A 23,848-nucleotide genomic window follows, 5' to 3' on the forward strand; every position below is an offset into this window, starting at 1 on the left:
TTCCGCGGGCCGCGGTGACACCCGGGAGGGGCACCACGGTCCGTGGACCGCGCCGGTCTCCGCGGAGGCCGGCGCCTCCACAACACTTCGTGGCCGCATCGACGCACACCCCGCGCGTGCGGTTGGACAGGGAGAATCGAGAAGGTGGCAGCACCGAAGAAGGGCCGCAGGCCGGCGGGGGCCCCCGGCAGGCCGGGACGCGCCCTGGCCCTGATCACGATCATCATCCTCGCCCTCACCGGCGGGATGTTCGCGTCCGGGCACACCACCCCGCGCCTGGGCATCGACCTGGCCGGCGGTACGAGCATCACGCTCAAGGCGCAGAACGAGCCCGGCCAGCCGAACGCGATCAACAAGACCAACATGGACACCGCGGTCGGCATCATGGAACGCCGTGTCAACGGCATGGGCGTCTCCGAGGCGGAGGTTCAGACCCAGGGCGACGACAACATCATCGTCAACATCCCCAAGGGCACGAACTCCAACCAGGCCCGTGAGCAGGTCGGTACGACCGCCAAGCTCTACTTCCGGCCCGTACTGACGGTCACCCAGGGCACGCCGCTGCCCGACCCGTCCGCGACCCCGAAGCCGACCCCGTCGGCCACCGGCACGGGCGACAAGGGCAAGCCCGCGGCGAACGACCCCAAGGACAAGAGCAAGCCGTCGGGTACCCCGTCGGCGACCGCCACCTCCCAGGGCCGTGCCGTCACCGACGCGCTCAAGGCACCGACCCCGACCCCGTCGGGCACCCCGGGCGCCAAGACCCCGGACCCGAAGAAGACACCGCCGCCCGCTCCGGACCCGGCCGCGCAGAAGCTCGACAAGGCGTTCGCCGCCCTCGACTGCACCAACCAGAAGCAGCGCGAGGCGGCCGGCGACGGCATCAAGCCGGGCGAGCCGACCATCGCGTGTGGCCTGGCCACCGACAACAAGACCTGGGAGAAGTACATCCTGGGTCCGGCCGAGCTCGAAGGCACCGACGTCAAGAAGGCCGGAGCCCAGTTCGACACGCAGCGCGCCATGTGGATCGTGAACATGGAGTTCACGAAGGGCGGCTCGGAGAAGTTCGCCAAGACGACCGGCAAGCTGATGAGCCAGCAGCCGCCGATGAACCAGTTCGGCATCGTCCTGGACGGCAACGTCGTCTCGGCACCCTCGGTCCGCACCGTGCTCAGCGGCAGCGCCGAGATCTCCGGCAGCTTCACCCAGGAGTCCGCCCAGGAACTCGGCAACATCCTGTCGTACGGCTCCCTCCCGCTGTCCTTCGCGGAACAGTCCGTCACCACGGTCACCCCGGCCCTCGGCAGCGACCAGCTCGAAGCGGGCCTCATCGCCGGTGCGATCGGTCTCGCGCTCGTCGTCGTCTACCTGGTGCTCTACTACCGCGGCCTGTCGTTCGTCGCCCTCCTGAGCCTCCTCGTCTCCGGCATCCTCACGTACACGATCATGACCCTGCTCGGCCCGACCATCGGCTTCGCGCTGAACCTGCCGGCGGTCTGCGGTGCCATCGTCGCCATCGGCATCACCGCCGACTCGTTCATCGTGTACTTCGAACGCATCCGGGACGAGATCCGCGACGGCCGCACCCTGCGCCCCGCCGTGGAGCGGGCCTGGCCGCGCGCCCGGCGCACCATCCTGGTGTCCGACTTCGTGTCCCTGCTGTCCGCCGTGGTGCTGTACGCCGTCACCGTCGGCAAGGTGCAGGGCTTCGCGTTCACGCTCGGCCTGACCACCCTGCTCGACGTGGTCGTGGTGTTCCTCTTCACCAAGCCGCTGATGACGATGCTCGCCGCGAAGACGAAGTTCTTCGGCAACGGCCACAAGTGGTCCGGGCTCGACCCGAAGCGGCTCGGAGTCCAGCCCCCGCTGCGCCGCACCCGCCGCGTGTCCGCCCCCACCGAACCGAAGGAGGCGTGAGATGTCGCGACTCGGCAGCATCGGCGCCAGGCTGTACCGCGGCGAGGTCGGTTACGACTTCGTCGGAAAGCGGATGATCTACTACGGGATCTCCATCCTGATCACCGTCATCGCCATCGCGGGCCTCGGGTTCAAGGGCCTCAACATGGGCATCGAGTTCCAGGGCGGCGCGCTCTTCACCACGCCCGCCACCACGGTCTCCGTGGAGGAGGCGAAGGAGGTCGCCGAGAAGGCCTCCGGTCACGACGCGATCGTCCAGAAGCTCGGCAACGACACCCTGCGCATCCAGGTCGGCGGCCTCGACACTGCGTCCGCCGCCCCGGTCGCCGAGAAGCTCGCCCAGGACCTCGACGTCCCGGTCGACAAGATCAACGCCGACCTGGTCGGCCCCAGCTGGGGCCAGGACATCGCCAACAAGGCCTGGACCGGACTCGCGGTCTTCATGGTCCTGGTGGTGATCTATCTGGCCATCGCCTTCGAGTGGCGGATGGCCGTCGCCGCCCTCATCGCCCTCATCCACGACCTCACGATCACCGTGGGCATCTACGCCCTGGTGGGCTTCGAGGTCACCCCGGGCACCGTGATCGGTCTGCTGACGATCCTCGGCTACTCCCTCTACGACACCGTCGTCGTTTTCGACGGTCTCAAGGAGGGCTCCAAGGACATCACCAAGCAGACCCGGTTCACCTACAGCGAGATCGCCAACCGCAGCCTCAACGGCACCCTGGTGCGTTCCATCAACACCACTGTCGTCGCCCTGCTGCCGGTCGCGGGCCTCCTGTTCATCGGTGGCGGTGTGCTGGGCGCGGGCATGCTCAACGACATCTCGCTGTCGCTGTTCGTCGGCCTCGCGGCCGGTGCGTACTCCTCGATCTTCATCGCCACCCCGCTGGTCGCCGACCTGAAGGAACGCGACCCGCAGATGAAGGCCCTGAAGAAGCGCATCCTCGCCAAGCGGGCCGCCGCGGCGGCCAAGGGCGAGCCGGACGACGGCACCGAGGGCCCCGAGGACACCGTGACGGCGAGTGCCGCCGGTGTCGTGGGCCCCCGCCCCGGCCGTGGCCGCAGCACCCCGGGGAAGCGCCGATGACCAGCACCGACACCACCCGCGACCTGCTGCTGCGCTCCATCAGGGATGTTCCGGACTACCCGAAGCCGGGCGTGGTCTTCAAGGACATCACCCCGCTCCTCGCGGACCCCGAGGCGTTCTCCGCCCTCACCGACGCCCTCGCGGAGCTGTGCGTGCAGCACGGGGCCACGAAGGTCGTCGGCCTGGAGGCCCGCGGCTTCATCCTGGCCGCGCCGGTCGCCGTCCGCGCGGGACTGGGCTTCATCCCGATGCGCAAGGCGGGCAAGCTCCCCGGAGCGACGCTCTCCCAGCGCTACGAGCTGGAGTACGGCACCGCCGAGATCGAGGTGCACGCCGAGGACCTCGTCCCCGGCGACCGCGTCCTGGTCATCGACGACGTCCTCGCCACCGGCGGTACCGCCGAGGCCGCCCTGGAGCTGATCCGGCGGGCCGGGGCCGAGGTCGCCGGCGTCGCCGTCCTGATGGAGCTCGGCTTCCTGAACGGCCGCGCCAAGCTGGAGCCCGCCCTCGCGGGTGCCCCGCTGGAGGCTCTGATCACCATCTGAGCGGTCGCACGGGCCGGTCCGGGTCACACCGCACGGACAGGCCGCATCGACCGCACGGGCACAGGGGAAGGCGGGTCACCGGGGCAACCCGGGACCCGCCTTCCCCGTGTACCGACTCCCGGCCCAGGAAGAACACGGAGCCAAGGCTCGATACCATGGGCCTTCCGGACCCGACCGGGAAGAACCTGAACCGGGCGGCCCCACCGAGGGCCCCGGACTCCAGGACCCGTACGAGGAGCGCTCTTGCCTGACGAGGCCCAGCCAGTCGCCACCCCGCAGCCGGACAACGCCGCGGCGGGCGCCACGCCCCCGAAGCCCCCGGCCGAGAAGCCGGGGCCGGCTCCCGAGCGCACCAACGGATCGCCCGCCCCCGCCGTCCCGTCCGCCGCGCCCGTCCCCGCTGTCCGCCCGGCCGCACCGGCCGGCGCCACGGCCCGCAGCGGCGGCTCCTCCAACCGCGTCCGGGCCCGGCTCGCCCGCCTCGGTGTGCAACGCCAGTCCCCGTACAACCCGGTGCTGGAGCCGCTGCTGCGGATAGTGCGCAGCAACGACCCCAAGATCGAGACGGCGACGCTGCGCCAGATCGAGACGGCCTACCAGGTCGCCGAGCGCTGGCACCGCGGTCAGAAGCGCAAGAGCGGCGACCCGTACATCACCCACCCGCTTGCGGTGACGACCATCCTGGCCGAGCTGGGCATGGACCCCGCGACGCTGATGGCCGGACTGCTGCACGACACCGTCGAGGACACCGAGTACGGCCTGGACACCCTGCGCCGCGACTTCGGCGACCAGGTGGCGCTGCTGGTGGACGGCGTGACCAAGCTCGACAAGGTCAAGTTCGGCGAGGCCGCGCAGGCCGAGACGGTGCGCAAGATGGTCGTCGCGATGGCCAAGGACCCGCGCGTCCTGGTCATCAAGCTCGCCGACCGCCTGCACAACATGCGCACCATGCGCTACCTCAAGCGGGAGAAGCAGGAGAAGAAGGCCCGCGAGACGCTGGAGATCTACGCCCCGCTCGCCCACCGGCTGGGCATGAACACCATCAAGTGGGAGCTGGAGGACCTCGCCTTCGCGATCCTCTACCCCAAGATGTACGACGAGATCGTGCGGCTGGTCGCCGAGCGGGCGCCCAAGCGGGACGAGTACCTGGCCATAGTGACCGACGAGGTGCAGTCCGACCTGCGCTCCGCCCGGATCAAGGCGACCGTCACCGGCAGGCCCAAGCACTACTACAGCGTCTACCAGAAGATGATCGTCCGCGGCCGGGACTTCGCGGAGATCTACGACCTGGTGGGCATCCGCGTCCTGGTCGACACGGTCCGGGACTGCTACGCCGCACTCGGCACCGTGCACGCGCGATGGAATCCGGTCCCCGGCCGGTTCAAGGACTACATCGCGATGCCGAAGTTCAACATGTACCAGTCCCTGCACACGACGGTCATCGGCCCCAACGGCAAGCCCGTCGAGCTCCAGATCCGCACCTTCGACATGCACCGCCGCGCCGAGTACGGCATCGCCGCCCACTGGAAGTACAAGCAGGAGGCCGTCGCCGGCACCTCCAAGGTCCGCACCGACGTCCCCCGCCACAAGGACGACGCGGTCAACGACATGGCGTGGCTGCGGCAGCTGCTGGACTGGCAGAAGGAGACCGAGGACCCCAGCGAGTTCCTGGAGTCGCTGCGCTTCGACCTCTCCCGCAACGAGGTCTTCGTCTTCACCCCCAAGGGCGACGTCATAGCGCTGCCGGCCGGGGCCACCCCCGTCGACTTCTCCTACGCAGTCCACACCGAGGTCGGCCACCGGACCATAGGGGCACGGGTCAACGGGCGGCTCGTACCGCTCGAATCGACCCTGGACAACGGCGACCTGGTCGAGGTCTTCACCTCCAAGGCGGACGGCGCGGGCCCCTCCCGCGACTGGCTCGGCTTCGTGAAGTCGCCGCGCGCCCGCAACAAGATCCGCGCCTGGTTCTCCAAGGAGCGCCGCGACGAGGCCATCGAGCAGGGCAAGGACGCCATCGCGCGCGCCATGCGCAAGCAGAACCTGCCGATCCAGCGCATCCTCACCGGCGACTCGCTGGTCACCCTCGCGCACGAGATGCGCTACCCGGACATCTCCTCGCTGTACGCGGCGATCGGCGAGAGCCACGTCACCGCGCAGTCCGTGGTGCAGAAGCTGGTGCAGGCGCTCGGCGGGGAGGACGCCGCCAACGAGGACATCGCGGAGAGCTCTCCGCCCTCGCACGGCCGCAGCAAGCGCCGGGCCAACGCCGACCCGGGCGTGGTCGTCAAGGGCACCGACGACGTGTGGGTCAAGCTGGCCCGCTGCTGCACGCCCGTCCCCGGCGACCCCATCATCGGGTTCGTCACCCGGGGCAGCGGCGTCTCCGTGCACCGCGCGGACTGCGTCAACGTCGACTCGCTGTCGCAGGAGCCCGAGCGCATGCTCGAAGTCGAGTGGGCGCCCACCCAGTCCTCGGTCTTCCTGGTCGCCATCCAGGTCGAGGCGCTCGACCGCTCGCGGCTGCTCTCGGACGTCACCCGCGTCCTGTCCGACCAGCACGTCAACATCCTGTCGGCGGCCGTCCAGACGTCCCGCGACCGGGTGGCCACCTCGCGCTTCACCTTCGAGATGGGCGACCCGAAGCACCTGGGCCACGTGCTCAAGGCGGTCAGGGGAGTCGAGGGCGTGTACGACGTGTACCGGGTGACGTCGGCGCGCAGGCCGTAGCCCCCGGCGTGACGTGAAGGGGGCCCCCGCGCGATGCCGGGGGCCCCTTCACGTACCAGCCGAAAACCTCAGCCGCCGAAACGACTCAGCTGCCGGGCAACTTCACCGCCGAAACGACTCAGCCGCCAAGTGACGTCACCGCCGAATACGACTTCAGCCGCCGGGCAACCTCAGCCGCCGAACTCCTCCAGGCCCTTCATGGCCTGGTCGAGCAGCGCCTGACGGCCCTCCAGCTCACGGGCGAGCTTGTCCGCCTTGGCGTTGTTGCCCGCGGCGCGCGCCGCGTCGATCTGCTTCTGGAGCTTCTCGACGGCGTCCTGGAGCTGACCGGTCAGACCCGCGGCACGCGCACGCGCCTCCGGGTTCGTCCGCTTCCACTCGTTCTCCTCGGACTCCTGCAACGCCCGCTCGACGGCCTGCATCCGGCCCTCGACCTTCGGACGTGCGTCGCGCGGGACGTGACCGATGGCCTCCCAGCGCTCGTTGAGGGCCCGGAACGCGGCGCGCGCGCTCTTCAGGTCCTTCACCGGCACCAGCTTCTCGGCCTCGGCGGCGAGCTCCTCCTTCAGCTTGAGGTTCTCGCCCTGCTCCGCGTCCCGCTCGGCGAAGGTCTCGCCGCGGGCGGCGAAGAAGACGTCCTGGGCACCGCGGAAGCGGTTCCACAGGTCGTCCTCGAACTCGCGCTGGGCGCGGCCCGCCGCCTTCCACTCCGTCATCAGGTCGCGGTATCGCGCCGCCGTGCCGCCCCAGTCGGTCGACTTCGACAGCGACTCGGCCTCGACGACCAGCTTCTCCTTGGCCTTGCGGGCCTCCTCGCGCTGCGCGTCCAGCGAGGCGAAGTGTGCCTTGCGCCGCTTGGAGAAGGCCGAGCGGGCGTGCGAGAACCGGTGCCACAGCTCGTCGTCCGCCTTGCGGTCAAGGCGCGGCAGACCCTTCCAGATGTCCACCAGCGCCCGCAGCCGCTCGCCGGCCGAGCGCCACTGCTCGCTCTGCGCCAGCTCCTCGGCCTCGGTGACCAGCTTCTCCTTGGCCGCCTTTGCCTCGTCGGCCTGCTTGGCCTTCTCCGCCTTGCGCTCCTCGCGGCGCTGCTCGACCGTCGTGACGAGCGCGTCCAGCCGCTTCGTCAGCGCGGCGAGGTCGCCGACCGCATGGTGTTCGTCCACCTGCGTACGCAGATGACCGATCGCGGTCTGGGCGTCCTTGGCCGACAGGTCGGTGGTCTTCACCCGCTTCTCGAGGAGGCCGATCTCGACCACCAGGCCCTCGTACTTGCGCTCGAAGTAGGCCAGGGCCTCCTCGGGAGAGCCCGCCTGCCAGGAACCGACGACCTTCTCGCCCTCGGCCGTACGCACGTACACGGTGCCCGTCTCGTCGACGCGGCCCCACGGGTCGCTGCTCACAGCGCCTCCTCCACATGATGCCTGCGAGGGTTTGCGGCCCCCGGGCATCGTCCACAGTTTTCACAGTCCGGTCGCGGGGCCGAAGACGCCCTGCACACCGCCAACATAGGCGACGCGCAGGGCGGCTGTCCGCATCCCGTCCATCCCGGTTCGGCTGCGGGCCTACTTGGTCACGGTCGCCTTGTCGATGACCACGGTGGCGTTCGGCGCCCCGTCGCCCATCCCACTGGACTCACCCGCATCAGCGATCTTCTTCAGCACGTCCTGACCGCCCTTGACGGTGCCGAAGGGGGTGTAGTTCGCCGCGAGGCGGCTGTCCTTGTAGACGAGGAAGAACTGGCTGCCGCCGGTGCCGGGGCCCGCGTTGGCCATCGCGACCGTGCCCGCCGGGTAGACGCCGCCCTTGAGCCTGGAGTCCTTCAGGTTCTCGTCGGGCAGTTTGTAGCCGGGGGTGCCGGATCCCGCCGCCGTCGGGTCGCCGCACTGCAGGACGTAGATGCCCTGCGTCGTGAGGCGGTGGCACTTCGTGTGGTCGAAGTAGCCCTTCGAGGCGAGGAACTGGAAGGAGTTGACCGTGCGCGGCGCGTTCTTCGCGTCCAGCTCCAGATCGATGTCCCCACAGGTGGTCTGCAGCTTCATCCGGTACTTCGCCGACTTGTCGACAGTGAGCGCGGGCTCCTTGTCGAAGGACAGCTTCGCGACCTCGCCCGGGGCGGGCTCCTTGCACGGGTTCGGCTTCTTGGCGGCGTCCGAGGACTCGGGAGCGCTGCCCGCCACCTTTCCGCTCTTGTCGTCCTTCGCATCGAAGAGTCCTGCCCCGCAGGCGCTCGCGGTACCGGCGACGACCACGGCGAGGGCCGCGCCGATCACGGCGGTACGGCGCCGCGTCCTCCGCTGCCGCTCCGCACGCCGCTGCTGCTGGCGCTCGAACTTTTCCCTGGCGAGCTGGCGCCGCCGCTGATCGCTGGTGACCACCGGAGTTCTCCTCGTACGTGTCGACTGGTGCCGGACTCCCGTCCGACCGGGCCCGGGCTTGCCCGTACCGTATATGGGTTACCTGTGGGACGAGCAGCGCCGGTAGGCTCTCTTCCATCGCGTGCGCAAGGGAAAACGCGCGGGCGAGCCCTCGCTGGACGACCACGAAGAGGACGATCGTGCTTATTGCCGGGTTCCCCGCCGGGGCCTGGGGGACCAATTGCTACCTGGTCGCCCCCGCCGCAGGCGAGGAGTGCGTGATCATCGACCCCGGCCACCAGGCCACGCAGGGTGTCGAGGAGACGCTGAAGAAGCATCGGCTGAAGCCCGTCGCCGTGGTGCTCACCCACGGACACATCGACCACGTCGCCTCCGTCGTCCCCGTGTGCGGTGCGAAGAACGTGCCCGCCTGGATCCACCCCGAGGACCGCTTCATGATGAGCGACCCCGAGAAGGCCCTCGGCCGCTCGCTGGGCGCACAGCTCATGGGCGAGCTCACGGTGGGCGAACCGGACGACGTCAAGGAGCTGTACGACGGCGCCGAGCTGCAGCTCGCCGGTCTGGACCTGTCCGTGTCGCACGCGCCCGGCCATACCAAGGGGTCGGTGACCTTCACGCTGCCCGAGGCGGCGGCCATTCCGCAGATCCTCTTCTCGGGCGACCTGCTGTTCGCCGGCTCCGTCGGACGCACCGACTTCCCCGGTGGCTCCCACGCCGACCTCCTGAAATCGCTGGCCCGTGTGTGCCTGCCGCTTCAGGACTCGACCGTGGTGCTGTCCGGGCACGGCCCCCAGACGACCATCGGCCAGGAGCGCGCGACCAACCCGTACCTGCGGGACCTGGACGCCGCGCCCGCCCCCCGACGAGGAATGTGAACCACCTCCCGTGAGTACCTTTCAGGCCCCCAAGGGCACGTACGACCTGCTGCCGCCCGTCTCCGCCACGTACCTCGCGGTGCGCGAGGCGATCGCCGCACCGCTGAAGAACTCCGGCTACGGCTACATCGAGACGCCCGGTTTCGAGAACGTCGAGCTGTTCGCGCGCGGGGTCGGCGAGTCCACCGACATCGTGACCAAGGAGATGTACACCCTCACCACCAAGGGCGGCGACGAGCTCGCGCTGCGCCCCGAGGGCACCGCCTCCGTGCTCCGCGCCGCTCTGGAAGCCAACCTCCACAAGGTCGGCAACCTGCCCGTCAAGCTCTGGTACTCCGGCTCGTACTACCGCTACGAGCGCCCCCAGAAGGGCCGCTACCGCCACTTCTCGCAGGTCGGTGCCGAGGCCATCGGCGCCGAGGACCCGGCGCTGGACGCCGAGATGATCATCCTGGCCGACCAGGCGTACCGCTCGCTCGGCCTGCGGAACTTCCGCATCCTGCTGAACTCGCTCGGCGACAAGGAGTGCCGCCCCGTCTACCGGGAGGCCCTCCAGACCTTCCTGCGCGGACTCGACCTCGACGCGGAAACCGTCCGCCGCGCCGAGATCAACCCGCTGCGCGTCCTGGACGACAAGCGTGCGGACGTGCAGAAGCAGCTCGTCGGCGCCCCGGCGCTGCGCGACTACCTGTGCGACGGGTGCAAGGCGTACCACGAGGAGGTACGGGCGCTGATCACGGCAGCCGGGGTCGCCTTCGAGGACGACGAGAAGCTGGTGCGCGGCCTGGACTACTACACGCGCACCACCTTCGAGTTCGTCCACGACGGTCTCGGCTCGCAGTCCGCGGTGGGCGGCGGCGGCCGCTACGACGGCCTGTCCGAGATGATCGGCGGCCCCGCGCTGCCGTCCGTCGGCTGGGCTCTCGGCGTCGACCGCACGGTGCTCGCGCTGGAGGCCGAGGGCATCACCCTCGACATCCCGGCGTCGACTGCCGTGTACGCGGTGCCGCTCGGCGAGGAGGCCCGCCGGGTGCTCTTCGCCAAGGTCGTCGAGCTGCGGAAGGCCGGGGTCGCGACCGATTTCTCCTTCACCGGCCGCGGCCTGAAGAGCGCCATGAAGAACGCGCACCGCACGGGCGCCCGTTACGTGATCATCGCGGGCGAGCGCGACCTCGCCGAGGGCCAGGTCCAGCTCAAGGACATGGAGTCCGGCGAGCAGGAGCCGCTGGCGCTGGACGCGGTCGTCGCGGAGCTCCGGCGCCGACTGGTCTGACCGGCATTCCGCACGTGCGTGCGTGCTGTCCCACCCAGGGAGGGCGTGCGCGAGCGGGGCGGGCGTCCGTAGGGGGGAAGGGCCCGGAACCACTGGTTTCCGGGCCCTTCCTTATGTCCGGCGAACGGCGTGCGGCGTCCCCCGTACGGCACAATGAGCCTGCCCGGCAAGGCCACAGCAGCGACGGAACGGCGATATGACGACGAGAGCGGTTGACGACGTGTCAGAGGGCGCGTCAGTGCAGCGGGACGAGCGGGACGGCGCCGGACCCATCGGCTCCGGACGGGCCTTCGCCTGGATGCTGATCCTCACCGGAGCGGCCGGGCTGCTCGCCGCCTGGGTGATCACCATCGACAAGATCAAGCTGCTGGAGGACCCGAACTTCACGCCCGGGTGCAGTCTCAACCCGGTGGTCGCCTGCGGCAACATCATGAAGAGCGACCAGGCCGCCTTCTTCGGGTTTCCCAACCCGATGCTCGGCCTGGTGACGTACGGCATGGTGATCGCCATCGGCGTCGCCCTGCTCGCCGGGGCCCGCTACAGGCGCTGGTACTGGCTCGGCCTCAACGCGGGCACCCTCTTCGGCGTCGCGTTCTGCACCTACCTCCAGTACCAGTCGCTCTACACCATCCGCTCGCTGTGCCTGTGGTGCTGCCTCGCCTGGGTCGCCACGATCGTGATGTTCTGCTACGTCACGGTCCACAACGTCAGGCACCGCATCCTCCCGGCGCCGCGCGCCCTGCGCAGCGGCCTGGTGGAGTTCCACTGGGTGCCGCCGGTGCTGTGGATCGGCGTCATCGGCATCCTGATCCTGACGAACTGGTGGAGCTTCTGGACCAGCTGAGCCGGTCCCCGGCCCCCGGCCGCACCCCGCGGCTCCGGCCGCACCCCCCGGCCGGGGCCGCATTGTCAGTGGGCTGACCTAGGCTTCTGGGTGTGGAGCCCGATCTCTTTACCGCAGCCGCAGAAGACCGCCAGGCAAAGGACCCGTCCAGCAGCCCCCTGGCAGTCCGGATGCGCCCGCGCACCCTGGACGAGGTCTTCGGACAGAAGCACCTCCTCAAGCCGGGCTCGCCGTTGCGCCGCCTGGTGGGTGAGGGCGGCGGGGGCCCCGCCGGACCCTCGTCGGTGATCCTCTGGGGCCCACCGGGCACCGGGAAGACGACCTTGGCGTACGTCGTCAGCCAGGCCACCCAGAAGCGGTTCGTGGAGCTGTCCGCGATCACCGCGGGCGTGAAGGAAGTACGGGCCGTCATCGAGGGCGCCCGTCGCGCCACCGGTGGCTTCGGCAAGGAGACCGTCCTTTTCCTCGACGAGATCCACCGCTTCAGCAAGGCCCAGCAGGACTCCCTGCTGCCCGCCGTGGAGAACCGCTGGGTCACCCTCATCGCGGCCACCACCGAGAACCCGTACTTCTCGATCATCTCGCCGCTGCTGTCCCGCTCGCTGCTCCTCACCCTGGAATCCCTCACCGACGACGACCTGCGCGGACTGATCCGCCGGGCGCTCACCGAGGAGCGCGGTCTCGGCGGCGCGGTCACCCTCCCCGAGGACGCCGAGGACCATCTGCTGCGGATCGCCGGCGGTGATGCCCGGCGCGCGCTCACCGCTCTGGAGGCGGCGGCCGGAGCGGCGATCTCCAAGGGGGAGGAGGCGATCACCCTGGAGACGGTCGAGGAGACCGTTGACCGGGCCGCCGTGAAGTACGACCGCGACGGCGACCAGCACTACGACGTCGCCAGCGCCCTCATCAAGTCCATCCGGGGCTCCGACGTGGACGCCGCCCTGCACTACCTGGCCCGGATGATCGAGGCGGGGGAGGACCCCCGGTTCATCGCCAGGCGGCTGATGATCTCCGCCAGCGAGGACATCGGCCTCGCCGACCCGACCGCCCTGCCCACCGCGGTCGCCGCCGCGCAGGCCGTCGCCATGATCGGCTTCCCCGAGGCCGCCCTCACCCTGAGCCACGCCACCATCGCCCTCGCCCTGGCCCCCAAGTCGAACGCGGCGACCCTCGCCATCTCCGCCGCCCAGGCGGACGTGCGCAACGGCCTGGCCGGAGCCGTCCCCGCGCACCTGCGTGACGGGCACTACAAGGGCGCCGCCAAGCTCGGCCACGCCCAGGGGTACGTCTACCCGCACGACGTGCCCGGCGGAATCGCCGCCCAGCAGTACGCCCCGGACGAGGTGCGCGGCCGTCAGTACTACACCCCCACCCGCTACGGGGCGGAGGCGCGGTACGCGGACGTGGTGGAAAAGGTGCGCGAGCGGCTGAACGGGCAGGGCTGACCCGCCGGACCCCGGCCCCCGGGTGTACTGCTGTCCGCACCATCGCCCGGGGCCTAGTACAATCGACCGAAGCGCTGCGTCCCGTGTCCGGTTCCGTACCGGCATCACCAGAACGGGACATGCAGCCGGAGCCCTCCCCGGAGGTGTTCCAGGAGCGTCGCGCACCGTTGAAGGTGTCGCGGGCAGCCCACCACCCCAAGGGCCTCAGGGCCCCGACCGGTAGGTGGGCCACTCGCGTGCTGCACATAGTGCCCAGACCAGGGAGCGGCTGCCCGTCCAGCGATGGAGGGGTTTCCCCGGCTGCGGATGCGACCTCCCTTAACCCTGGTGAAGCCGTATTCCGAACAGATAGAGAGGTTGGTTCGTGCCGAACCAGTCCCGCCCCAAGGTCAAGAAGAGCCGCGCGCTCGGCATTGCGCTGACGCCGAAGGCCGTCAAGTACTTCGAGTCGCGCCCGTACCCGCCCGGCGAGCACGGCCGTGGCCGCAAGCAGAACTCGGACTACAAGGTCCGCCTGCTCGAGAAGCAGCGTCTGCGCGCCCAGTACGACATCAGCGAGCGCCAGATGGCGCGTGCCTACGACCGCGCCAAGAAGGCCGAAGGCAAGACGGGCGAGGCGCTGGTCGTCGAGCTCGAGCGTCGCCTCGACGCCCTGGTCCTGCGTTCGGGCATCGCCCGCACCATCTACCAGGCCCGCCAGATGGTCGTCCACGGCCACATCGAGGTCAACGGCGGCAAGGTCGACAAGCCGTCGTTCCGCGTCCGTCCCGACGACGTCGTGATGGTCCGCGAGCGCAGCCGCGACAAGGTCCCGTTCCAGGTCGCCCGCGAGGGTGGCTACGACACGGACGGCGAGACCCCGCGCTACCTCCAGGTGAACCTGAAGGCTCTGGCCTTCCGCCTGGACCGCGACCCGAACCGCAAGGAAATCCCGGTCATCTGCGACGAGCAGCTGGTCGTCGAGTACTACGCCCGCTGATCCGGTCGCAGTCCTCTGCACGTGTGTGCACCGCCCGTCGTCTTTCCGTCTCCTCGCGAGGCGGAAAGCGGCGGGTTTGCGCATTCCCGGGCACCTGTTCCGCCGGCTCCCGGGGCGCGCGATATGCGGTACGGACTCGCAGCCCCGGCGCGATAGGCTCGCGGAACGACTTTCGCGACCCCATGTCCCGACCCAAACAGGGAGTGCAACGTGTCCGGTGGAGAGGTGGCCGGCATCCTGGTGGCCGTCTTCTGGGCGATCCTCGTCTCCTTCCTCGCCGTGGTGCTGGTGAGACTGGCGCAGACGCTCAGGGCGACGACCCGGATGGTGGCAGAGGTGACGGAGCAGGCGGTTCCGCTGCTGTCCGACGCCTCCGCGACCGTGCGGTCCGCGCAGACCCAGCTCGACCGGGTCGACGCGATCGCCTCCGACGTGCAGGAAGTCACCTCCACCGCCTCCGCGCTCTCCTCCACCGTCGCCTCCACCTTCGGGGGCCCGCTGGTCAAGGTCGCCGCCTTCGGATACGGAGTGCGCCAGGCGATCGGCCGCAAGAAGACCCCGGAGCCGCCGGCTCCGGACCGCCGTACCGTGATCGTCGGCCGAACGCTGCCCACCGCGCGACGGGCGAGGCGCGGCGGCCGGAGTTCCCGCGGATCTAAGGACTGACGCAGCGATGTTCCGCCGTACGTTCTGGTTCACCGCAGGCGCCGCAGCCGGCGTGTGGGCCACCCAGAAGGTCAACCGCAAGCTCAAGGCGCTGACCCCCGAGAGCCTCGCGGCCCAGGCAGCCGACAAGGCGGTCGAAGCGGGCCACCGGATCAAGGACTTCGCGCTCGACGTCCGGGCCGGCATGGTCCAGCGCGAGGCCGAACTCGGCGACGCGCTCGGCCTCGACGCGGACCCCGACGACGCGCGAGCGCTCCCGCCCCAGTCCTACGCGGCGGCGCTCGACCCGCGCAGGCCCGCGCACCCCACCACCAACTCCCCGTCACCGCGCGGGAATTCGTACAACCGGAATGAGGACCACTGATGGAGTCGGCAGAAATTCGTCGCCGCTGGCTGAGCTTCTTCGAGGAGCGCGGTCACACCGTTGTCCCTTCGGCGTCGCTCATCGCGGACGACCCGACTCTGCTTCTGGTCCCGGCGGGCATGGTGCCCTTCAAGCCGTACTTCCTCGGTGAGGTCAAGGCCCCCTGGCAGCGCGCCACCAGTGTCCAGAAGTGTGTCCGCACCCCGGACATCGAAGAGGTCGGCAAGACCACCCGGCACGGCACGTTCTTCCAGATGTGCGGCAACTTCTCCTTCGGGGACTACTTCAAGGAAGGGGCCATCCGCTTCGCCTGGGAGATCCTGACCAAGTCCGTGGACGAGGGCGGTTACGGCCTCGACCCCGAGAAGCTCTGGATCACCGTCTACCTCGACGACGACGAGGCCGAGGAGATCTGGCGGGAGAAGATCGGCGTCCCCGCCGAGCGCATCCAGCGCCTGGGAAAGAAGGACAACTACTGGTCGATGGGCGTCCCCGGCCCCTGCGGTCCGTGCTCGGAGATCAACTACGACCGCGGCCCCGAGTTCGGTGCCGAGGGCGGCCCCGCCGTCAACGACGAGCGCTACGTGGAGATCTGGAACCTGGTCTTCATGCAGTACGAGCGCGGTGCCGGCACCGGCAAGGAGGACTTCGAGATCCTCGGCGACCTCCCGTCGAAGAACATCGACACGGGCCTCGGCCTGGAGCGCCTCGCCATGATCCTCCAGGGCGTACAGAACATGTACGAGACCGACACCCTGCGCGTCGTCATGGACAAGGCCACCGAGCTGACCGGTGTGCGCTACGGCGCCGCGCAGGGCACCGACGTCTCGATGCGCGTGGTCGCCGACCACATGCGCACCTCCGTCATGCTCATCGGGGACGGCGTCACCCCCGGCAACGAGGGCCGCGGCTACGTCCTGCGCCGCATCATGCGCCGCGCCATCCGCAACATGCGCCTCATGGGCGCCACCGGCCCCGTCGTCCAGGAACTGGTCGACACGGTCGTCGACACGATGGGCCAGCAGTACCCCGAGCTCATCACCGACCGCCAGCGCATCCTGGGCGTCGCCCTCGCCGAGGAGGCCGCCTTCCTCAAGGCCCTCAAGGGCGGCACCAACATCCTGGACACCGCCGTCACCGAGACCAAGGCCGCCGGCGGCCAGGTCCTCTCCGGCGACAAGGCGTTCCTGCTCCACGACACCTGGGGCTTCCCGATCGACCTCACCCTGGAGATGGCCGCCGAACAGGGCCTTTCGGTGGACGAGGACGGGTTCCGCCGCCTGATGAAGGAGCAGCGGGACCGCGCCAAGGCCGACGCCCAGGCCAAGAAGCACGGCCACGCCGACATGTCCGGCTACCGCGAGATCGCGGACGCCGCCGGCGAGACCGACTTCATCGGTTACACCTCCACCACCGGCGAGTCCCGTGTCGTCGGCATCCTCGTGGACGGCGTGCCCTCGCCGGTCGCCACCGAGGGCGACGACGTCGAGATCGTCCTGGACCGCACCCCGTTCTACGCCGAGGGCGGCGGCCAGATCGGTGACACGGGCCGCATCAAGCTGGACACCGGCGCCATCGTCGAGATCCGCGACTGCCAGAAGCCCGTCCCCGGTGTGTACGTCCACAAGGGCGTCGTCCAGGTCGGCGAGGTCACCGTCGGCGCGCAGGCCCAGGCCATCATCGACGTACACCGCCGCAACGCCATCGCCCGCGCCCACTCGGCCACGCACCTGACCCACCAGGCGCTGCGCGACGCTCTCGGCCCGACGGCCGCCCAGGCCGGCTCCGAGAACCAGCCCGGCCGCTTCCGCTTCGACTTCGGCTCCCCGGCCGCCGTCCCCGGCGCCGTCCTCACCGATGTCGAGCAGCGGATCAACGAGGTCCTCTCGCACGAGATGGACGTCCACGCCGAGGTCATGTCCATCGACGAGGCCAAGAAGCAGGGCGCCATCGCCGAGTTCGGCGAGAAGTACGGCGAGCGCGTCCGCGTGGTCACCATCGGCGACTTCTCCAAGGAGCTGTGCGGCGGCACCCACGTGCACAACACCGCCCAGCTGGGTCTGGTGAAGCTGCTCGGCGAGTCGTCCATCGGTTCGGGCGTGCGCCGCATCGAGGCCCTGGTCGGCGTCGACGCGTACAAGTTCCTGGCCCGTGAGCACACGGTCGTCGCCCAGCTCCAGGAGCTGGTCAAGGGCCGTCCCGAGGAGCTTCCGGAGAAGATCTCCTCGATGCTCGGCAAGCTGAAGGACGCCGAGAAGGAGATCGAGAAGTTCCGCGCGGAGAAGGTCCTGCAGGCCGCCGCCGGACTCGTCCAGGGCGCCAAGGACATCAAGGGCGTCGCCCTGGTCACCGGCCAGGTGCCGGACGGCACGTCCGCCGACGACCTGCGCAGGCTGGTCCTCGACGTGCGCGGTCGCATCCAGGGCGAAAGGGCCGCCGTCGTGGCCCTGTTCACCACGGCCAACGGCCGCCCCCTGACGGTCATCGCCACCAATGAGGCCGCCCGTCAGCGCGGCCTGAAGGCCGGTGACCTGGTCCGTACCGCGGCCAAGACCCTCGGCGGCGGTGGCGGCGGCAAGCCTGACGTCGCCCAGGGCGGCGGCACCAGCGTCACCGCCATCGGCGACGCCATCGACGCCGTCGAGCGCCTCGTCGGGGAAACCGCCTGATGCGACGCGGACGCCGTCTCGCGATCGACGTCGGGGACGCCCGGATCGGGGTCGCCTCGTGCGACCCCGACGGGGTCCTCGCCACGCCGGTGGAGACCGTGCCGGGACGTGACGTCCCGGCCGCCCACCGGCGGCTGCGCCAGCTGGTCGAGGAGTACGAACCCCTCGAGGTCGTGGTCGGTCTCCCTCGCTCCCTCAACGGGGGCGAAGGCCCGGCCGCGGTCAAGGTCAGGGCCTTCGCCCAGGAGCTGGCCAAGGGCATCGCGCCCGTCGGCGTCCGGCTCGTCGACGAGAGGATGACCACAGTGACGGCAACTCAGGGACTGCGCGCCTCGGGCGTGAAGTCCAAAAAGGGCCGGTCTGTCATCGACCAGGCCGCCGCGATTGTCATTCTTCAGAACGCGCTTGAGGCCGAACGGGTGTCGGGAGAGCTCCCTGGCGAAGGCGTCGAAGTGGTTGTCTGATCGCGATACGGTAACGTTCCGCGCCGTGGCGGCGTTCGAACAGCTGCCGCACAGGAAAGAAGGCGGGACGGATGCCGTGCCCCACGCGCGCCACACCCGCCGCCCAGCGGCTCTAGGGGACCGATGACTGAGTATGGCCGGGGTCAGGGCTCCGAACCGTGGCACCCCGAGGACCCGTTGTACGGGGACCGGGGTGGCCAGGGCTGGGGCGGACAGCAGGCCGCGCAGGACCAGTCGCCGTACGGTCAGGACCCGTACGGCGCCGGTCAGGCGCAGCAGCAGTATCCGCAGGAGGGCCACCCCCAGCAGCCGTACTACGACGGTCAGCAGTACCCCTCGCAGCAACAGCACCAGCAGCACTACCCGCAGCAGCAGGGTTACGGCCAGCCGGAGGGCCAGGGCCACCAGGACGGCTGGGACACCGGCCAGGGCCAGGCGATCCCGTACGGCATGAACCCGGCCGACCCGTACAGCGGTCAGCAGCCCGGTTACGACACCGGCGGCCACGACCACTACCAGACCCCCGAGGCGTACCCCCCGCCGCAGCCCCCCGGCCAGCGGCAGGCACCGCCGGACCCCGCCCCCGACTGGGACCCGGACGCACCCGTCGAGGAGGAGCACCCCTTCTTCACCGGGACCGACAACGGCCGCACCCCTCCCCGCGGCGACGGTGACGACGAGGACTACGACGACGACCCGCGCTCCTCGCGCCGGGGCAAGGGCGGCAAGCCCGGCAAGAGCAAGAAGAAGAGCCGCAACGGCTGCGCGTGCCTGGTGGTTTCGGCGGTCCTGCTCGGGGGACTCGGCGGGGCTGCCTACTTCGGCTACGACTTCTGGAAGGCGCGGTTCGGGCCGGCGGAGGACTACTCCGGCGAGGGCAGCGGGACGGTGCAGGTCGAGATCAAGGACCACGCCGGCGGCAACGAGATCGGCAACGTCCTCAAGAAGGCCGGTGTCGTCAAGAGCGTCGACGCCTTCGTGGCGGCAGTGAACAAGAACCCCAAGGGGGGGTTCCTCCAGCCCGGCTCCTACACGCTCAAGAGGGAAATGTCCGCGGCGAGCGCCGTCGAGCTGATGCTCAAACCGGAGAGCCGCAACAACTACATCCTTCCGCCGGGTACGCGGAACGTCGCGGTCTACGCCCAGATCGACAAACGGCTCGGGCTCAAGGCCGGCACCACGAAGGGTGTCGCCAAGGCCCAGGCCGACAGCCTCGGTCTGCCCGCCTGGGTGCCCAAGGACCCGGAGGCCAAGGACAGGCTGGAAGGCTTCCTGTACCCCGCGACCTACTCGATGCCGAAGGGCACGAAGCCCGAGACGATCCTCAAGAAGATGGTCGCGCAGGCCACCGCCCACTACGAGGAGCAGAACATCACGGGAGAGGCGTCGAAGCTGAAGCTCAAGCCCTTCGAGCTGCTCATCGTGGCGAGCCTCGTCGAGGCCGAGGGCAAGACGCACGACGACTACCGCAAGATGTCTGAAGTCGTCTACAACCGTCTGGAGTACAACCCGCAGACCGTCGGCAAGCTCCAGTTCGACTCGACCTACAACTACGCCAAGGGTCAGAGCAACATCAACATCGGCGAAGACGCGATCACGAAGGACAAGGACCCCTACAACACGTACGCGCACATCGGTCTGCCGCCCGGACCGATCAACAACCCGAGCAACGACGCGCTCAGCGCAGCGGTGAACCCGACGAACGACGGCTGGCTCTACTTCGTGGCGACCGACGGCGTGAACAAGACCGAGTTCGCCAAGACCCATGCCGAGTTCCTCAGACTGAAGGAAAAGTTCAATGCCAGCCAGAAGGGCCGCTGAGACACGGCGGGCCGCCGTCCTCGGCAAGCCCATCGCCCACTCCCTCTCCCCGGTCCTGCACCGCGCCGCCTACGCGGAGCTGGGGCTCGACGGCTGGTCGTACGACCGCTTCGAGGTGGACGAGGCGCAACTGCCCGTGTTCATCGAGGAGTTGGGAGAGGGTTGGGCGGGCCTCTCGCTGACCATGCCGCTCAAGCGGGCGATCATCCCGCTGCTCGACGAGATAAGCGGAACGGCGGCTTCCGTGGAAGCGGTGAACACCGTCGTCTTCACCGACGACGGACGGCGGGTCGGGGACAACACCGACATCCCCGGCATGGTCTCCGCCCTGCGCGAGCGCGGCGTCGAGAAGGTCGAGTCCGCGGCGGTGCTCGGGGCCGGGGCCACCGCCTCGTCCGCGCTCGCCGCGCTGGGCCGGATCTGCACCGGGACCGTCACCGCCTACGTACGCAGCGAAGCCCGCGCGGCCGAGATGCGGCTCTGGGGCGAGCGGCTCGCGGTCGATGTGCACACCGCCGACTGGGCCGATGCCAGGGAGGCCTTCACCGCCCCGCTGGTGATCGCGACGACCCCGGCCGGGGCGACCGACGCCCTGGCGGCGGACCTGCCGACCGCCGTCGGGACGCTCTTCGACGTCCTCTACGAGCCCTGGCCCACCCCCCTCGCTGCCGCCTGGTCGGCGCGCGGGGGAGCGGTGGTCGGAGGGCTCGATCTGTTGGTGCACCAGGCGGTGCTGCAGGTGGAGCAGATGACGGGAGTGCCCCGGGCACCGCTCGCCGCCATGCGCGCGGCGGGCGAGCGGGCGCTCGCCGGACGCTGAGGTTCCGCTGTCCGGTGGCTGGGCGGCCGGTCCGAGTGCTGGACCTGTGGCCAAGGCGCACTGCCGGACGTGGGAGGATCGGGGTGGCGGGTCCGGGCCGCGCATCCGGGCTGCGTCGTTGCAGTTCCAGGCGCGAGCATGAGGAGCACCGTTGAGCAGGTTGCGCTGGCTGACCGCGGGGGAATCCCACGGACCCGCACTCGTCGCGACGCTGGAGGGCCTTCCCTCCGGTGTGCCGATCACCACGGGGATGGTGGCGGAGGCGCTGGCGCGGCGCAGGCTCGGTTATGGGCGCGGCGCCCGGATGAAGTTCGAGCAGGACGAGGTGACCTTCCTCGGCGGCGTCCGGCACGGTCTCACCATGGGCGGCCCCGTCGCGATCATGGTGGGCAACACCGAGTGGCCCAAGTGGGAGAAGGTCATGTCGGCCGATCCCGTGGACCCCGACGAGCTGGCCACGATGGCGCGCAACGCCCCGCTGACCCGCCCCCGGCCCGGCCACGCGGACCTCGCCGGCATGCAGAAGTACGCACTGGACGAGGCACGTCCGGTGCTGGAGCGGGCGAGCGCCAGAGAGACCGCCGCGCGGGTCGCGCTGGGCGCGGTCGCCAGGTCGTACCTGAAGCAGACCACGGGGATCGAGATCGTCTCGCACGTCGTCGAGCTGGCCGCGGCCAAGGCGCCGTACGGCGTGCTGCCCAAGCCCTCCGACGAGGCGAAGCTGGACGAGGACCCGGTGCGCTGCCTGGACGCCGACGCGTCGAAGGCGATGGTCGCGGAGATCGACCAGGCCCACAAGGACGGCGACACCCTCGGCGGTGTGGTCGAGGTGCTGGCGTACAACGTGCCGGTGGGACTGGGTTCGTTCACCCACTGGGACCGGCGTCTCGACTCCCGTCTGGCGGGCGCGCTCATGGGCATCCAGGCGATCAAGGGCGTCGAGGTCGGCGACGGCTTCGACCTGGCCCGGGTGCCGGGGTCCAAGGCGCACGACGAGATCGTGCCGACGGCGGACGGCGTGAAGCGCACGACCGGCCGGGCCGGCGGCACCGAGGGCGGCATGTCCACGGGTGAGCTGCTGCGGGTGCGAGCGGCCATGAAGCCGATCGCGACGGTGCCGCGCGCGCTGGCGACGATCGACGTGGCGACCGGTGAGGTTGCCGCGGCGCATCACCAGCGTTCCGACGTGTGTGCCGTTCCTGCTGCGGGCATCGTGGCCGAGGCCATGGTGGCGCTGGTCCTGGCGGACGCGGTCGCGGAGAAGTTCGGCGGCGACAGCGTCGGTGAGACGCGGCGCAACGTGCAGTCGTACCTCGACAACCTCCAGATCCGGTGACCGGGCCCGAGGCACATCGGGAGACAGGTCCCAGGATCGTTCTGGTCGGCCCGATGGGTGTCGGAAAGACCACGGTCGGCGCACTGCTCGCCGAGCGGCTCGGTCTCGCGCACCGGGACACGGACGCGGACATCGTCGCAGCTCAGGGCCGTGAGATCGCCGACATGTTCGTCGACGAGGGCGAGCCGTACTTCCGTGAGCTGGAGCGGGAGGCCGTACGAGAGGCCCTCGCCGAGCACGCGGGTGTGCTCGCGCTGGGCGGCGGGGCGGTCCTCGACGAGGGGACCCGGGGGCTGCTCGCCGCGCATCCGGTGGTCTATCTGTCGATGGACGTGGACGAGGCGGTCAAGCGCACCGGGCTGAACACCGCCCGCCCGCTGCTGGCGGTCAACCCGCGCAGGCAGTGGCGTGAGCTGATGGAAGCCCGCCGCAGCCTGTACACCGAAGTCGCCCGGGTGGTCGTGGCCACCGACGGGCGCACCCCCGAAGAGGTCGCCCAGGCGGTCCTGGACGCACTGGAGTTGAAGGACGCATGACGGAGCAGGCAGCAGCGCCGACGCGGATCACGGTCGGCGGCACGGACGGTACCGAGGCGTACGAGGTGCTGGTGGGGCGGCAGTTGCTGGGTGAGCTTCCCGGCCTGATCGGGAAGCAGGCCAAGCGGGTCGCCGTACTGCACCCCGAGGCGCTCGCGGAGACCGGTGAGGCGCTGCGCGAGGACTTGGCCTCCCAGGGGTACGAGGTCATCGCGATCCAGCTGCCGAACGCCGAGGAGGCCAAGACCGTCGAGGTCGCGGCGTACTGCTGGAAGGCGCTCGGACAGACCAACTTCACCCGCACCGACGTGATCGTCGGTGTCGGGGGCGGCGCCACCACCGACGTCGCGGGCTTCGTCGCGGCCACCTGGCTGCGCGGGGTGCGCTGGATCGCGGTCCCGACGACCGTCCTTGCCATGGTGGACGCGGCGGTCGGCGGCAAGACCGGTATCAACACCGCCGAGGGCAAGAACCTGGTGGGCGCGTTCCACCCGCCGGCCGGGGTGCTGTGCGACCTCGCGGCCCTGGACTCGCTGCCCGTCCACGACTACGTGTCCGGGCTCGCCGAGATCATCAAGGCCGGCTTCATCGTGGACCCGGTGATCCTCGACCTGATCGAGGAGGACCCGCAGGCAGCCCGTACGCCCGCCGGTCCGCACACCGCCGAGTTGATCGAACGTTCCATCCGGGTCAAGGCGGAGGTGGTGTCCGGGGACCTCAAGGAGGCCGGACGCCGGGAGATCCTCAACTACGGGCACACCCTGGGCCACGCGATCGAGAAGAACGAGCGTTACAACTGGCGGCACGGGGCCGCGGTGTCGGTGGGCATGGTCTTCGCCGCCGAACTCGGCCGGATCGCGGGCCGCCTGGACGACGCGACCGCCGACCGCCACCGTACGATCCTGGAATCGGTGGGGCTGCCGCTGACCTACCGCGGCGACCAGTGGCCCAAGCTGGTGGAGAACATGAAGGTCGATAAGAAGTCCCGCGGTGACCTGCTGCGCTTCATCGTGCTGGACGGGCTGGCCAGGCCGACCGTCCTGGAGGGCCCGGACCCGGCGATGCTGCTGGCCGCGCACGCGGAGATCGCCTCGTGAGC

At 70.0% G+C, this 23,848-nt stretch carries 20 protein-coding genes; 18 read left to right on the forward strand and 2 right to left on the reverse strand.

All coding sequences use genetic code 11. From position 1 onward, the window contains the following. Positions 1-144 precede the first annotated feature (144 nt). From secD to ACFWVV_RS27955, 4 genes are all read left to right on the forward strand, one after another. Positions 145-1,917 (forward strand): protein translocase subunit SecD, encoded by a 1,773-nt coding sequence (gene secD / locus ACFWVV_RS27940; protein ID WP_384355675.1) that lies wholly within the window; start codon positions 145-147, stop codon positions 1,915-1,917. A gap of 1 nt (position 1,918) precedes the next feature. Then, positions 1,919-3,007, forward strand: coding sequence for a protein translocase subunit SecF (gene secF, locus ACFWVV_RS27945; RefSeq protein ID WP_384355677.1), 1,089 nt, complete (start codon positions 1,919-1,921; stop codon positions 3,005-3,007). Then, complete coding sequence (locus ACFWVV_RS27950; protein ID WP_384355679.1) at positions 3,004-3,552, forward strand: adenine phosphoribosyltransferase; 549 nt, start codon at positions 3,004-3,006, stop codon at positions 3,550-3,552. Before secF ends, ACFWVV_RS27950 begins: the two co-directional genes overlap by 4 nt. Before the next feature lie 243 nt (positions 3,553-3,795). Continuing rightward, positions 3,796-6,282: a RelA/SpoT family protein gene (locus ACFWVV_RS27955; protein WP_384355681.1), complete on the forward strand. Its 2,487-nt coding sequence runs from the start codon at positions 3,796-3,798 to the stop codon at positions 6,280-6,282. Positions 6,283-6,452: 170 nt separating this feature from the next. Here the strand turns inward: ACFWVV_RS27955 and ACFWVV_RS27960 are convergent, their stop codons facing one another. Beyond that, the gene (locus ACFWVV_RS27960) at positions 6,453-7,682 is read right to left on the reverse strand and encodes a DUF349 domain-containing protein (RefSeq protein WP_384355683.1); all 1,230 of its coding nucleotides are present in this window, start codon (positions 7,680-7,682) and stop codon (positions 6,453-6,455) included. Between the two features lie 162 nt (positions 7,683-7,844). Beyond that, positions 7,845-8,657, reverse strand: coding sequence for a peptidylprolyl isomerase (locus ACFWVV_RS27965; RefSeq protein WP_384355685.1), 813 nt, complete (start codon positions 8,655-8,657; stop codon positions 7,845-7,847). A gap of 179 nt (positions 8,658-8,836) precedes the next feature. Between ACFWVV_RS27965 and ACFWVV_RS27970 the strand changes: the two genes are divergently transcribed. The 14 genes from ACFWVV_RS27970 to aroB all read left to right on the forward strand — a co-directional run bounded on the left by ACFWVV_RS27970 (position 8,837) and on the right by aroB (position 23,846). Then, positions 8,837-9,532, forward strand: a complete 696-nt coding sequence (locus ACFWVV_RS27970; RefSeq protein ID WP_384355687.1) for an MBL fold metallo-hydrolase — start codon at positions 8,837-8,839, stop codon at positions 9,530-9,532. A 10-nt stretch (positions 9,533-9,542) separates the two neighbouring features. Next, positions 9,543-10,805 carry a histidine--tRNA ligase gene (hisS, locus tag ACFWVV_RS27975; protein WP_384355689.1) on the forward strand — a complete coding sequence of 421 codons (1,263 nt, stop codon included), beginning with the start codon at positions 9,543-9,545 and terminating at the stop codon, positions 10,803-10,805. A gap of 196 nt (positions 10,806-11,001) precedes the next feature. Then, positions 11,002-11,649 carry a vitamin K epoxide reductase family protein gene (locus ACFWVV_RS27980; protein WP_384355691.1) on the forward strand — a complete coding sequence of 216 codons (648 nt, stop codon included), beginning with the start codon at positions 11,002-11,004 and terminating at the stop codon, positions 11,647-11,649. Between the two features lie 92 nt (positions 11,650-11,741). Continuing rightward, positions 11,742-13,094: a replication-associated recombination protein A gene (locus tag ACFWVV_RS27985; RefSeq protein WP_384355693.1), complete on the forward strand. Its 1,353-nt coding sequence runs from the start codon at positions 11,742-11,744 to the stop codon at positions 13,092-13,094. 364 nt (positions 13,095-13,458) lie between these two features. Further along, the gene (gene rpsD / locus ACFWVV_RS27990; RefSeq protein WP_384355695.1) at positions 13,459-14,073 is read left to right on the forward strand and encodes a 30S ribosomal protein S4; all 615 of its coding nucleotides are present in this window, start codon (positions 13,459-13,461) and stop codon (positions 14,071-14,073) included. 225 nt (positions 14,074-14,298) lie between these two features. Beyond that, entirely contained in the window at positions 14,299-14,739 is a 441-nt protein-coding gene (locus ACFWVV_RS27995; RefSeq protein ID WP_384355730.1) for a DUF948 domain-containing protein, read from the forward strand. A 7-nt stretch (positions 14,740-14,746) separates the two neighbouring features. Further along, positions 14,747-15,103: a DUF6167 family protein gene (locus ACFWVV_RS28000; protein ID WP_384355697.1), complete on the forward strand. Its 357-nt coding sequence runs from the start codon at positions 14,747-14,749 to the stop codon at positions 15,101-15,103. Next, positions 15,103-17,772, forward strand: coding sequence for an alanine--tRNA ligase (alaS, locus tag ACFWVV_RS28005; RefSeq protein ID WP_384355699.1), 2,670 nt, complete (start codon positions 15,103-15,105; stop codon positions 17,770-17,772). The genes ACFWVV_RS28000 and alaS overlap by 1 nt, the downstream gene beginning before the upstream one ends. Next, positions 17,772-18,236, forward strand: coding sequence for a Holliday junction resolvase RuvX (gene ruvX, locus ACFWVV_RS28010; protein ID WP_384355701.1), 465 nt, complete (start codon positions 17,772-17,774; stop codon positions 18,234-18,236). The genes alaS and ruvX overlap by 1 nt, the downstream gene beginning before the upstream one ends. A gap of 123 nt (positions 18,237-18,359) precedes the next feature. Then, positions 18,360-20,057, forward strand: a complete 1,698-nt coding sequence (gene mltG, locus ACFWVV_RS28015; RefSeq protein WP_384355703.1) for an endolytic transglycosylase MltG — start codon at positions 18,360-18,362, stop codon at positions 20,055-20,057. Further along, complete coding sequence (locus ACFWVV_RS28020; RefSeq protein WP_384355705.1) at positions 20,035-20,877, forward strand: shikimate dehydrogenase; 843 nt, start codon at positions 20,035-20,037, stop codon at positions 20,875-20,877. The genes mltG and ACFWVV_RS28020 overlap by 23 nt, the downstream gene beginning before the upstream one ends. 151 nt (positions 20,878-21,028) lie before the next feature. Beyond that, positions 21,029-22,213 carry a chorismate synthase gene (aroC, locus tag ACFWVV_RS28025; RefSeq protein WP_384355707.1) on the forward strand — a complete coding sequence of 395 codons (1,185 nt, stop codon included), beginning with the start codon at positions 21,029-21,031 and terminating at the stop codon, positions 22,211-22,213. A 53-nt stretch (positions 22,214-22,266) separates the two neighbouring features. After that, positions 22,267-22,749, forward strand: a complete 483-nt coding sequence (locus ACFWVV_RS28030) for a shikimate kinase (RefSeq protein ID WP_384355709.1) — start codon at positions 22,267-22,269, stop codon at positions 22,747-22,749. Further along, entirely contained in the window at positions 22,746-23,846 is a 1,101-nt protein-coding gene (gene aroB / locus ACFWVV_RS28035) for a 3-dehydroquinate synthase (protein WP_384355710.1), read from the forward strand. The genes ACFWVV_RS28030 and aroB overlap by 4 nt, the downstream gene beginning before the upstream one ends. Positions 23,847-23,848 lie beyond the last annotated feature (2 nt).

The sequence above is a fragment of the Streptomyces sp. NPDC058663 genome (assembly GCF_042716745.1).
GTDB lineage: Bacteria > Actinomycetota > Actinomycetes > Streptomycetales > Streptomycetaceae > Streptomyces.